Genomic DNA, 415 nt, shown 5'->3' with positions numbered 1-415 from the left:
ATCCAGTTCCTGGCGCTGGGCATCGTCCAGATCCGGCCACACCACTTTACGCGTGCCTTTCGGGGCTTTGTAACCTTGCCAGAATGCCCAGCAGCGATCCGCATCCCAGCCTTCACCGCTTAACTGAACATGCTTGATGCCCAGACCGTCAATCTTGCGCGCCGCACGCTGGATCAGCCCCAGATCGTCTGCCCCGTTCAAATGCAGGGTAATGCCGTCATTATTAATGCTGTAAGTTGCTTTTTCTCCCCAGCGCGCGTCGGCAGGTTGGGTAGAGAGGGTAATCTTCATCGCTTCTGTCATTTTAGTTATCCTTCTTTGTAAAAGGGCCGCCAGTTGGCAGCCCCAGGATTTTTCCGCTAAATGATTCGCGTTGCAGGAAGGCGGCAAGTGAGTGAAGCCCCAGGAGCATAGA

General features: G+C 54.7%; 1 protein-coding gene. It reads right to left on the bottom strand.

What is annotated here, in order from left to right; genetic code table 11:
- Positions 1-303: hypothetical protein (locus FHL80_RS25090; RefSeq protein ID WP_216871052.1), on the bottom strand; the 303-nt coding region annotated here is incomplete at its 3' end.
- Positions 304-415: the final 112 nt, after the last annotated feature.

Source organism: Modestobacter excelsi (genome assembly GCF_005930495.1).
Taxonomy (GTDB): domain Bacteria; phylum Actinomycetota; class Actinomycetes; order Mycobacteriales; family Geodermatophilaceae; genus Modestobacter; species Modestobacter excelsi.
Note: the sequence above shows the minus strand (reverse complement) of the source record. Positions and strands in the feature narration are given on the sequence as shown.